This window comes from Streptomyces mesophilus (assembly GCF_011044995.1).
GTDB lineage: Bacteria > Actinomycetota > Actinomycetes > Streptomycetales > Streptomycetaceae > Streptomyces > Streptomyces mesophilus.
Genome location: NZ_JAAKZW010000259.1, coordinates 1 through 10,693 on the forward strand (window position 1 = coordinate 1; position 10,693 = coordinate 10,693).

General features: G+C 68.6%; 7 protein-coding genes and 1 pseudogene. 5 read left to right on the top strand and 3 right to left on the bottom strand.

The window, feature by feature from the left end; translation table 11 throughout:
• Together G6045_RS35290 and G6045_RS35295 are read left to right on the top strand one after the other, a co-directional pair.
• The coding region (locus G6045_RS35290) for an IucA/IucC family protein (protein WP_165336296.1) at positions 1 to 1,665 on the top strand (1,665 nt) is incomplete at its 5' end.
• 61 nt (positions 1,666 to 1,726) lie between these two features.
• On the top strand, positions 1,727 to 3,805 hold the full coding sequence (locus G6045_RS35295; RefSeq protein ID WP_235968519.1) for an ATP-dependent DNA helicase: 2,079 nt from the start codon (positions 1,727 to 1,729) through the stop codon (positions 3,803 to 3,805).
• Positions 3,806 to 3,973: 168 nt separating this feature from the next.
• On the opposite strand, the gene lexA is transcribed toward G6045_RS35295, so the two are convergent.
• A complete protein-coding gene (gene lexA / locus G6045_RS35300; RefSeq protein WP_165336297.1) occupies positions 3,974 to 4,759 on the bottom strand; it encodes a transcriptional repressor LexA in 786 nt (261 codons plus the stop codon).
• Between the two features lie 456 nt (positions 4,760 to 5,215).
• Between lexA and nrdR the strand changes: the two genes are divergently transcribed.
• On the top strand, positions 5,216 to 5,752 hold the full coding sequence (gene nrdR, locus G6045_RS35305; protein ID WP_165336298.1) for a transcriptional regulator NrdR: 537 nt from the start codon (positions 5,216 to 5,218) through the stop codon (positions 5,750 to 5,752).
• 178 nt (positions 5,753 to 5,930) lie between these two features.
• Positions 5,931 to 8,825: a vitamin B12-dependent ribonucleotide reductase gene (locus tag G6045_RS35310; protein ID WP_165336299.1), complete on the top strand. Its 2,895-nt coding sequence runs from the start codon at positions 5,931 to 5,933 to the stop codon at positions 8,823 to 8,825.
• A 130-nt stretch (positions 8,826 to 8,955) separates the two neighbouring features.
• Here G6045_RS35310 and G6045_RS35315 read toward each other — a convergent pair whose 3' ends face one another.
• Together G6045_RS35315 and G6045_RS35320 are read right to left on the bottom strand one after the other, a co-directional pair.
• Positions 8,956 to 9,486: a TerD family protein gene (locus G6045_RS35315; protein ID WP_165336300.1), complete on the bottom strand. Its 531-nt coding sequence runs from the start codon at positions 9,484 to 9,486 to the stop codon at positions 8,956 to 8,958.
• A gap of 82 nt (positions 9,487 to 9,568) precedes the next feature.
• The gene (locus G6045_RS35320; protein WP_165336301.1) at positions 9,569 to 10,528 is read right to left on the bottom strand and encodes a DUF1152 domain-containing protein; all 960 of its coding nucleotides are present in this window, start codon (positions 10,526 to 10,528) and stop codon (positions 9,569 to 9,571) included.
• 86 nt (positions 10,529 to 10,614) lie between these two features.
• Between G6045_RS35320 and G6045_RS42245 the strand changes: the two are divergent.
• Positions 10,615 to 10,693 (top strand): annotated as a pseudogene (locus G6045_RS42245) (DUF4937 domain-containing protein); the annotation flags it as partial.

The window sequence follows — 10,693 nt, forward strand, 5'->3', positions numbered from 1 at the left end:
GCCTACCACCGCTACACGATCTCCCTCGACGACGGCCGCCACCTCGCCTTCCACGCAAGCCGAGGTGCCTACGACTCCTGGCGAGTGGACCCGGACAGCATCACCGTCGATGCGGACACCCCAGAGCGCGCAGTCCCCTGCACCGACCCCGTCCGCTTCATCACCGCCGCCCGCCGCACCCTCGGCCTCGACGGCTCCACCCTCGGCCACCTCATCCACGAGCTGAACGCCACGCTCGCCGCCGACACCCGCCTCGACCACACCGCCCTGCCCGCGGCGGCCCTCGCCGACCTGGACTACGCCGCACTCGAAGGCCACCAGACCGGCCACCCCTGGCTCGTACTCAACAAGGGACGGCTCGGCTTCTCCGCCCAGGACTGCGCCCGGTGGGCTCCCGAAGCGCGCCGGCCGGCCCAGCTCCCCTGGATCGCGGTCAGCCGCGAGCTGGCCTCGTATCGCGGAGTGCGCGGCCTGGACACCCCCGAGCAGCTGTACGCACGCGAGCTGGACGCGACCACTCGCGCCGCCTTCGGTGAGACGCTCCGTACGCGCGGCCTGGACCCCGCGCGCTATCTGCTGCTGCCCGTACATCCCTGGCAGTGGGACGAGATCGTGCTGCCCCTGTTCGCGTCGTCCGTCGCGGCCGGCGACATCGTTCCGCTGGCGCCCGACGGGGATCTGCGCCTGCCGCAGCAGTCCATCCGCACCTTCCTCAATCTGTCGCACCCCGAGCGGCACACCGTGAAACTGCCCCTGTCCATCCTCAACACCCTGGTCTGGCGCGGACTGCCCACCGAACGCACCGCCGCCGCCCCCGCGGTCACCGCCTGGGTGCACGCGCTGCGCGACGCCGACCCGTTCCTGTGCGACGAGACCCGCGCCGTCCTCCTTGGCGAGATCGCCTCGGTCACCGTCGAGCATCCCGTCTACGACGGCCTGGCGGAGGTCCCGTATCAATACAAGGAACTCCTCGGCGCGATCTGGCGCGAGCCGCTCGGCCGCTACCTGGACCGGGGCGAACGCGCCCGCACCCTCGCCTCCCTGCTGCACGTCGACCCGCACGGCAGGGCTTTCACCGCCGAACTCGTCGCCCGCTCAGGCCTGGCCCCCGAGGCCTGGCTGCGCCGTCTGTTCGGTGCGCTCCTGCCGCCCCTGCTCCACTTCCTCTATCGGTACGGCACGGTCTTCTCACCCCACGGCGAGAACACGATCGTCGTCTTCGACGAGCAGGACATCCCGGTCCGTCTCGCGGTCAAGGACTTCGTCGACGACATGAACGTCAGCGCCGTGCCCCTGCCCGAGCACGACTCCATGCCCGAGGACGTCCGCGCGGTGCTCCTGACGGAGCCGCCGGACTTCCTCACCCAGTTCATCCACTCGGGGCTCTTCGTCGGTGTCTTCCGCTATCTCGCGCCGCTGTGCGAGCAGCAACTGGGCGTGTCCGAGGGGGATTTCTGGTCCTTGGTACGGGCGGAGATCCTGCGCTACCAGGCGCGCTTTCCGGAGCTCAAGGACCGTTTCGAGACCTTCGACCTGCTCGGCGAGCGCATCGCCCGGCTCTGTCTCAACCGCAACCGTCTGCACCTCGACGGCTACCGCGACCGGCCCGAACGCCCGCACGCGGCGGTGCACGGCACGGTCCCGAACCCTCTGCACCGGCCGTGAGAGCGGCTGTGGAGCCTCCGAGCGAAGGAATGTCAGTGGACCCGTTTAGGGTGGTCGGCCTATGACGAAACCCTCACTCCCCGAACTCCTGCATGCTGCCGTCACATCCGTCGGCGGTACGGAGCGTCCTGGCCAGGTGACGATGGCCGAGGCGGTCGCCGAAGCCATCGACGGCGGCTCGCATCTCCTCGTCCAGGCGGGCACGGGCACCGGAAAATCCCTGGGCTATCTGGTCCCGGCCCTCGCCCACGGGGAGCGCGTGGTCGTCGCCACGGCCACGCTCGCACTCCAGCGCCAGCTGGTGGAGCGCGACCTGCCGCGCACGGTGGAGGCGCTGCATCCGCTGCTGCGCCGCAAGCCGCAGTACGCGATGCTCAAGGGCCGCTCCAACTATCTGTGTCTGCACCGGCTCCATGAAGGTGTGCCGCAGGAAGAGGAGGAGGGGCTCTTCGACCAGTTCGAGGCGGCCGCGCCCACCAGCAAGCTGGGCCAGGATCTGCTGCGGATGAGGGACTGGGCGGACGAGACCGAGACCGGCGACCGGGACGATCTGACCCCGGGCGTCTCCGACCGGGCCTGGTCGCAGATCTCGGTCTCCTCGCGGGAGTGTCTGGGCGCCACGAAGTGCGCGTACGGCGCGGAGTGCTTCGCGGAGAGCGCTCGCGAACGCGCCAAGCTCGCCGACGTGGTCGTCACCAACCACGCGCTGCTCGCCATCGACGCCATCGAGGGCGCCCCCGTGCTGCCGCAGCACGAGGTCCTGATCGTCGACGAGGCGCATGAGCTGGTCTCCCGGGTCACGGGTGTCGCCACCGGCGAGCTGACGCCCGGCCAGGTCAACCGTGCGGTGAAGCGCGCCGCCAAGCTGGTCAACGAGAAGGTCGCGGACCAGCTGCAGACCGCGGCCGAGGGCTTCGAACGAGTCATGGAACTGGCCCTGCCCGGCCGTCTGGAAGAGATCCCCGAAGACCTCGGCTATGCGCTGCTCGCCCTGCGCGACGCCGCCCGCAATGTGATCTCCGCGCTCGGCTCGACCCGCGACCGATCGGTGCAGGACGAGGACGCGGTACGCAAGCAGGCGCAGGCCTCGGTGGAGTCGGTCCACGATGTCGCGGAGCGGATCACCAACGGGTCGGAGTGGGACGTTGTCTGGTACGAGCGGCACGATCGCTTCGGCGCGTCACTGCGCGTCGCACCGATGTCCGTCTCGGGCCTGCTGCGCGAGAAGCTCTTCACCGACCGCTCGGTGACGCTCACTTCGGCGACGCTGAAGCTCGGCGGCGACTTCAACGGGGTGGGCGCGTCACTGGGCCTCGCAGCCGAAGGTACGGCCGGCACCTCGGAGGCCGAGGAACTGCCGGTGTGGAAGGGCCTCGACGTCGGCTCGCCCTTCGACTACCGCAAGCAGGGAATCCTGTACGTGGCAAAGCATCTCTCGCGCCCGGCGCGGGACGGTGACCGCGCGGACATGCTCGACGAGCTCACCGAGTTGATCCAGGCCGCCGGCGGCCGCACGCTCGGTCTGTTCTCGTCGATGCGGGGTGCCCAGCAGGCGGCGGAGGAGCTGCGGTCACGGATCCCCGAGTTCCCGATCCTCCTCCAGGGCGAGGAGACCCTCGGCGAGCTCATCAAGAACTTCGCGGCCGATCCGAAGACCTGTCTCTTCGGCACGCTCTCCCTCTGGCAGGGCGTGGATGTGCCGGGTACGGGCTGTCAGTTGGTGGTGATGGACAAGATCCCGTTCCCCCGGCCCGATGATCCGCTGATGAGCGCGCGCCAGAAGGCGGTCGAGGAGAACGGCGGCAATGGCTTCATGGCCGTCGCGGCCACGCACGCGGCGCTGCTGATGGCCCAGGGCGCGGGCCGTCTCGTACGGGCGTCGGGGGACAAAGGCGTGGTGGCGGTCCTCGATCCCCGTCTGGCCACGGCCCGTTACGGCAGCTACCTGAAGTCCTCGATGCCGGACTTCTGGTACACGACCGACCGCAACCAGGTCCGTCGGTCCCTGTCGGCGATCGACGCGGCGGCCAAGGCGGCGGACCTCGATACGGCGGCCAAAGCGGCGGACGCCGAGGTGGCCGCCAAGGCAGCGGACGTCGACGTGGAGGAGCAGGCCGCGGCCGAGGCGGACGACGAGTAGAACGCTGCCTCGTGCGTACGGAGAGGGCCCCTGTTGCCGGAAAGCAGGGAGCGGGGCCCGTCACCGGCACAGCGCGGGGCCCCGCAGCCGAACAGCACAGGGCCCCGGAACCGGCGCAGGTGGTTCCGGGGCCCGGTCAGGGGCGGACGGGAGGTCCCGTCGCGGACCTCAGACGCGGCGCAGCACCGCCACGACCTTGCCGAGGATCGTCGCTTCGTCGCCGGGGATCGGCTGGTACGCCGCATTGTGCGGGAGCAGCCAGACATGGCCGTCCTCGCGCTTGAAGCGCTTGACCGTGGCCTCGCCGTCGAGCATGGCGGCGACGATGTCACCGTTCTCGGCGACGGGCTGGCGGCGGACCGTCACCCAGTCCCCGTCGCAGATCGCGGCCTCGATCATCGAGTCACCGACGACCTTGAGGACGAAGAGCTCACCGTCACCGACGAGCTGGCGCGGCAGCGGGAACACGTCCTCGACCGACTCCTCGGCGAGGATCGGGCCACCGGCCGCGATCCGGCCGACGAGCGGGACATAGGACGCCGCGGGCTTGCCGGTGGTGTCCGTGGGCTGGCTGCTGCCCTGGTCGGAGCCGCGCACCTCGTACGCCCGGGGGCGGTGCGGGTCGCGGCGCAGGAAGCCCTTGCGCTCCAGGGCCATCAGCTGATGGGCCACGGAGGACGTGCTGGACAGGCCCACGGCCTGGCCGATCTCGCGCATCGACGGCGGGTAACCACGCCGCTGCACGGAGTCCCGGATCACCTCGATCACCCGGCGCTGCCGGTCCGTGAGTCCCGAGCTGTCCGCCCTGATCCCGGGAGGTCGCCCGGGCAGCGAGCGTGCGGGCTTCTGGCCCTCCGGGTTCATGCCGGAGTCATTCATGGCGTGCACCGCCTCGAGTCGGCCCTGGGAGCGCTCCTGGGCGGTGATGCTGGCACTGTCTGCGGTGGTGGTCACGGCGGCCCCTTCCGAGAATGGTCTCCCTAGTCGGACAACGGTAGTTGCTTTCGAAAGGTTGCGCCAAACACACGTTCGAGTGAAAAACTTTGTATTGCCTGACGTGATCATGTGCTCGGGTGTACTGCCGAAGCTCGAACAAGGTCCGTTCCTGTGAGCGTCACAGTCTGCCATCGGCCGTCGCGCGGGATGCGGGCCCAGTCGTCGCGTACCCTTTTCAACGCCTCCCGCAGGCAACGCTCATGGCCTTCCGCAAGCGACACGCGATGGTGCCGAAAATGCGGCCAAACCCCAGATCTAGTGGTTGGATTGGCGTAGCCGCCCAGAAGTTGTGGTCCCTGGTCCTATGGGCCTCGGTCATCGCCTATGCTGGGGGTCGCTTCGGGCGGGGCAGCGGTGACAAACCGCGCCTTGTGAGAGGCCATTCAGTCGTGCTGTGAAGGAGGGTTGGGAGCAATGCACTGTCCCTTCTGCAGGCACCCCGACAGCCGGGTCGTCGACTCTCGTACGACCGACGACGGCACGTCGATCCGCAGGCGCCGGCAGTGTCCGGACTGCACCCGTCGCTTCACCACCGTCGAGACCTGCTCGCTGATGGTGGTCAAGCGCAGCGGAGTGACCGAACCCTTCAGCCGTACCAAGGTCATCAATGGTGTGCGCAAGGCATGCCAGGGGCGGCCCGTCACGGAGGACGCACTCGCCCAGCTCGGCCAGCGGGTCGAGGAGGCGGTGCGTGCCACCGGCAGTGCCGAGCTGACCACCCACGACGTGGGCCTGGCCATACTCGGCCCGTTGCAGGAGCTCGACCTCGTCGCGTACCTGCGCTTCGCGTCCGTCTACCGGGCGTTCGACTCACTCGAGGACTTCGAGGCGGCCATCACCGAGCTGCGGCATGTGCAGGAGTTTGCCGCCGGCGCCGAGGACGCACCCGAAGCGGAGCAAGCGGGACCCCCGGGGGCTGACGTCCCCGCTCCCGCCACCGCCGCCGACTGACCGGCGGGCCGGCCTGCGGGCCCCTTGGCGGGGTGTTCGCGGGGCCGGTTCTGCGGCCGATCGGCGGCCAGAAGACCTGTTGCGGGCGGTATAGCGGCGCTCGCGGCATCAGACACACATCACGCCTCGGGAAGAGCGGGGCACTCTGGGGCGTTTTAGCCCGATATAGGGAGGCGGCATGACCGAGACGACGAGCGGCCCGGCACGAGGTTCCCGCGCCAAGGGATCCAAGGCCAGCAAGGGTCTGCGTATCGAGCGCATTCACACCACCCCCGGCGTGCACCCGTACGACGAGGTCCAGTGGGAGCGCCGTGACGTCGTCATGACCAACTGGCGCGACGGCTCGGTCAACTTCGAGCAGCGTGGCGTCGAGTTCCCCGACTTCTGGTCGGTGAACGCGGTCAACATCGTCACCAGCAAGTACTTCCGCGGGGCCGTCGGCACCCCGCAGCGCGAGACCGGTCTGAAGCAGCTGATCGACCGGATCGTGAAGACCTACCGCAAGGCCGGTGAGGACTACAGCTACTTCGCCTCGCCCGCCGACGCCGAGATCTTCGAGCACGAGCTGGCCTACGCCCTCCTGCACCAGATCTTCAGCTTCAACTCCCCGGTGTGGTTCAACGTCGGTACGCCGCAGCCGCAGCAGGTCTCCGCGTGCTTCATCCTGTCCGTCGACGACTCCATGGAGTCGATCCTCGACTGGTACAAGGAAGAGGGCATGATCTTCAAGGGCGGCTCCGGCGCCGGCCTGAACCTCTCCCGTATCCGCTCCTCCAAGGAGCTCCTGTCCTCGGGCGGCAACGCCTCGGGGCCGGTCTCCTTCATGCGCGGTGCGGACGCCTCGGCCGGAACCATCAAGTCCGGTGGCGCCACCCGCCGCGCGGCCAAGATGGTCATCCTCGACGTCGACCACCCCGACATCGAGAACTTCATCGAGACCAAGGTGAAGGAAGAGGAGAAGATCCGCGCGCTGCGTGACGCGGGCTTCGACATGGACCTGGGCGGCGACGACATCACGTCCGTCCAGTACCAGAACGCCAACAACTCGGTCCGTGTGAACGACACGTTCATGAAGGCGGTCGAGGAGGGCGGCAAGTTCGGTCTCACCTCGCGTATGACCGGCGAGGTCATCGAGGAGGTCGACGCCAAGTCGCTCTTCCGCAAGATGGCCGAGGCGGCCTGGGCCTGCGCCGACCCCGGCATCCAGTACGACGACACCATCAACGCGTGGCACACGTGCCCGGAGTCCGGCCGGATCAACGGCTCGAACCCGTGCTCCGAGTACATGCACCTGGACAACACCTCGTGCAACCTCGCCTCGCTGAACCTGATGAAGTTCCTCAAGGACGACGGCCTGGGCAACCAGTCCTTCGAGTCCGAGCGCTTCGCCAAGGTCGTCGAGCTGGTCATCACCGCGATGGACATCTCGATCTGCTTCGCGGACTTCCCGACGCAGAAGATCGGCGAGAACACCCGCGCCTTCCGTCAGCTGGGCATCGGTTACGCCAACCTCGGCGCCCTGCTCATGGCCACGGGTCACGCGTACGACAGCGACGGCGGCCGTGCGCTCGCCGGCGCGATCACCTCGCTGATGACCGGCACCTCGTACAAGCGCTCCGCCGAACTGGCCGCGGTCGTCGGCCCGTACGACGGTTACGCCCGTAACGCCACGCCGCACAAGCGCGTCATGAAGCAGCACGCCGACGCCAACGGCAACGCCATCCGCGTCGACGACCTGGACACCCCGGTCTGGGCCGCGGCCACGGAGGCCTGGCAGGACGTCATCCGCCTCGGCGAGAAGAACGGCTTCCGCAACTCGCAGGCCTCGGTCATCGCCCCGACCGGCACCATCGGTCTCGCGATGTCCTGCGACACCACCGGTCTCGAGCCCGACCTCGCCCTGGTCAAGTTCAAGAAGCTGGTCGGCGGCGGCTCGATGCAGATCGTCAACGGCACCGTGCCGCAGGCCCTGCGCCGCCTGGGTTACCAGGAGGAGCAGATCGAGGCGATCGTCGCCCACATCGCCGACCACGGCAATGTGATCGACGCCCCCGGTCTGAAGGCCGCGCACTACGAGGTCTTCGACTGCGCCATGGGCGAGCGTTCCATCTCTGCGATGGGCCACGTCCGCATGATGGCGGCGATCCAGCCGTGGATCTCGGGCGCGCTGTCCAAGACGGTCAACCTGCCGGAGACGGCGACCGTCGAGGACGTCGAAGAGGTCTACTTCGAGGCGTGGAAGATGGGCGTCAAGGCGCTCGCCGTCTACCGCGACAACTGCAAGGTCGGCCAGCCCCTCTCCGTGCAGAAGAAGGAGAAGGAGAAGGAGGCGGTCACCGCCAAGGCCGAGGACACCATTCGTACGGCCGTCGAGAAGGTCGTCGAGTACCGTCCCGTCCGCAAGCGTCTGCCCAAGGGCCGTCCCGGCATCACCACGTCCTTCACGGTCGGTGGCGCCGAGGGCTACATGACCGCCAACTCCTACCCGGACGACGGTCTCGGTGAGGTCTTCCTGAAGATGTCCAAGCAGGGTTCGACCCTCGCGGGCATGATGGACGCCTTCTCGATCGCCGTGTCGGTCGGTCTGCAGTACGGCGTGCCGCTCGAGACGTACGTCTCGAAGTTCACCAACATGCGCTTCGAGCCGGCCGGTATGACGGACGACCCGGACGTGCGGATGGCGCAGTCGATCGTCGACTACATCTTCCGCCGCCTGGCGCTCGACTTCCTGCCGTTCGAGACGCGTTCGGCGCTCGGCATCCACTCGGCCGAGGAGCGTCAGCGTCACCTCGAGACGGGTTCGTACGAGCCCACTGAGGAAGAGCTCGACGTCCAGGGTCTGGCGCAGTCGGCGCCGCGCGCCCAGGAGCTGAAGGCCGTCGAGACGCCGAAGGCCGCTGCCGCCGCCGAGAAGGCCGCTCCGCAGCAGGCGCACACCAGTGCCGAGCTCGTGGAGATGCAGCTGGGCATCCAGGCGGACGCCCCGCTCTGCTTCTCCTGCGGTACGAAGATGCAGCGCGCCGGCTCGTGCTACATCTGCGAGGGCTGCGGCTCCACCAGCGGCTGCAGCTGAGGCACCACCGCTGAGCGGTAACTGACCGAAGGGGACCGGCTGTTGAGCCGGTCCCCTTCGGTGTGTGCGGGGCTTGTGGCCGGCGAGCCTGCCAGGGATGCCCGTACGGCCCCCTTCGGCCCGCAGCCGCTCAGACGGGCGCCCCCATGGCCAGCGCGAACGCCGACGGGTCCAGTTCGAAGCCCTTGAAAGCCGGGCGGAGTTGCCAGGTGTGGTTGCCGCCGTCGCGGGTGAACTCGGCGAGGACCGCCGCGGTGCAGCGGGGGACGGCCGTGAAGTCGAAATGGGCCAGATCCGTGTGGGATTCGCGCAGGCGGACCGAGGCGTTGAGGGTCTCGCCGAAGGTGAGGTCGCCCTGGGACTGCTGGATCGCGACGCCGAGGACCACGCGGACGTAGCTCTCGTTGAGCCGGTTCAGCTCGAGCGTCATCACCTCGTCGTAGCCGAAGCCCTGGCCCGTCTGGCTGTCCCGGTTCAGCGTGATGGTGCCGTCGGGGGAGCGGCTGCCGAAGTGGACCAGGTACGCCGGCTTGCCGTGCGGGTCCGACGCGTCGTACACCGCGCACACCAGGTCCAGGTCGTGCTTCGGACGGCCCGGTGCTGCCGGATCCCACTTGAGGCCGGCCTCCACCTTGGTCAGCCCCTTGCTGAAACTGCTCATCAGATCTCCCCTGGACGTCTCCTTGAGGACACGCTACGTCGTCGGTACGACAACTCGCGCAACAGTCGGCCGAGTTGGGCGGTCAGTGCGGGATCCTGCGCGGCGGGCGGGTGTGGGAGAGCTCGTCTCTGAAACGGGCGATCTCCGAGTGGACCTGGCGGATCAGATGCGTGTTCTCGATACGGTCCAGATAGAGGCAGCGGCGTGCCAGGCCCTCGAGTTCGAAGGTGAAGCAGAGGGCCATCAGGGGATTGATGAACAGCTCGCTTCCGTGCGTGCGTTCGGTGAAGTGCACATCGCCGAAGACGCCTTGGACCGCGGCGGCTATCGAGCCGTTGACGATGCTGGGATGGTCGGGGGTGTCGTCATGGGCGTGCACCGCCGCGTCGACGAAGAGGGCGCTTTCCCGTGTCGTACGGGAAATCGAGAACGCGCCGAGGTAGGCGCCGTCGCGTTCCAGGGCCGCGATGTTCTCGAGGACCAAGCCATGGCTCACCCCGTGATACGCGTCCACGCCGAAGCCGACCGATACGACCAGGCGGTCGATGGTGTCGATTCCCGCCAGGGCGGCCACACTTGCCATGTCCTCCTCGGGGGTGCCCAGCCCCGCTTCGTCCCCGCGCATGAGGATGTCCGTACCGCCGTCGACGAGGATGACCGTGTCGATCCCGTACTCCTCGATGACCGCGCGGTACGCGGCGCGCAGCGGCTGAACTCCCGTGCGCTCGAAGGCGAGCACGGTGCTGGGAAAGTCGTGCCGGTCGAGCCAGCAGGCCAGGGTGCGTTCGGGGAAGTACCACTGGTGCGGTGCGGAGTCCGGGCCCACGCGGGCCACGTTCTCCGCCAACCAGGACTCGGCCGGGAGCCCGCCGATCGAGCTGAACGTCAGGTTGGCGAGGTGCACTTGGCGGCCCTGGGCGAGCAGGGACAAGGCGATGGGCAGGCCGGAGTAGACGTCGAAACCGCCGCCCGCTCCCGCGACCAGGATGCGTTCCGCCGTCTCCAGACGGCCGAACAGAGGGTGATCATGCAGCGCGGTCATGGCCGCCATTGTCACGGCGACTCTCGTGCGGGTACTCCTTCGCGGAGCGTGACCCATGCCACGCATAGCGCCGTACTATGGCGCGCGTGCTGGTCAAGTGGATGCGTTGCACCGTGACGGACCGCAGGGGGTTCGAGCAGGGGCAGCGGAGGTGGGCGGGGCTTC

Bases quoted from the DNA above. Each gene is read 5' to 3' on its own strand.
- G6045_RS35310 (WP_165336299.1), top strand. From the start codon at position 5,931: ATGACCGAGACGACGAGCGGCCCGGCACGAGGTTCCCGCGCCAAGGGA.
- nrdR (WP_165336298.1), top strand. From the start codon at position 5,216: ATGCACTGTCCCTTCTGCAGGCACCCCGACAGCCGGGTCGTCGACTCT.
- G6045_RS35295 (WP_235968519.1), top strand. From the start codon at position 1,727: ATGACGAAACCCTCACTCCCCGAACTCCTGCATGCTGCCGTCACATCC.
- G6045_RS35320 (WP_165336301.1), bottom strand. From the start codon at position 10,528: ATGACCGCGCTGCATGATCACCCTCTGTTCGGCCGTCTGGAGACGGCG.
- G6045_RS35315 (WP_165336300.1), bottom strand. From the start codon at position 9,486: ATGAGCAGTTTCAGCAAGGGGCTGACCAAGGTGGAGGCCGGCCTCAAG.